The sequence below is a fragment of the Kosakonia sp. PSU_27 genome (assembly GCF_039409795.1).
GTDB lineage: Bacteria > Pseudomonadota > Gammaproteobacteria > Enterobacterales > Enterobacteriaceae > Kosakonia.
Map to the genome: position 1 here is coordinate 1 of NZ_JBCIVK010000022.1, position 515 is coordinate 515.

Genomic DNA, 515 nt, shown 5'->3' on the forward strand with positions numbered 1-515 from the left:
CGAGTCTTAACTGGGCGTTAAGTTGCAGGGTATAGACCCGAAACCCGGTGATCTAGCCATGGGCAGGTTGAAGGTTGGGTAACACTAACTGGAGGACCGAACCGACTAATGTTGAAAAATTAGCGGATGACTTGTGGCTGGGGGTGAAAGGCCAATCAAACCGGGAGATAGCTGGTTCTCCCCGAAAGCTATTTAGGTAGCGCCTCGTGAATTCATCTCCGGGGGTAGAGCACTGTTTCGGCTAGGGGGCCATCCCGGCTTACCAACCCGATGCAAACTACGAATACCGGAGAATGTTATCACGGGAGACACACGGCGGGTGCTAACGTCCGTCGTGAAGAGGGAAACAACCCAGACCGCCAGCTAAGGTCCCAAAGTCATGGTTAAGTGGGAAACGATGTGGGAAGGCCCAGACAGCCAGGATGTTGGCTTAGAAGCAGCCATCATTTAAAGAAAGCGTAATAGCTCACTGGTCGAGTCGGCCTGCGCGGAAGATGTAACGGGGCTAAACCATG

At 53.2% G+C, this 515-nt stretch carries 1 rRNA gene; it reads left to right on the top strand.

Annotation, left to right across the window (positions count from 1 at the left end):
- Nucleotides 1–515, top strand: a 23S ribosomal RNA gene (locus AAIG26_RS23660); the annotation flags it as partial.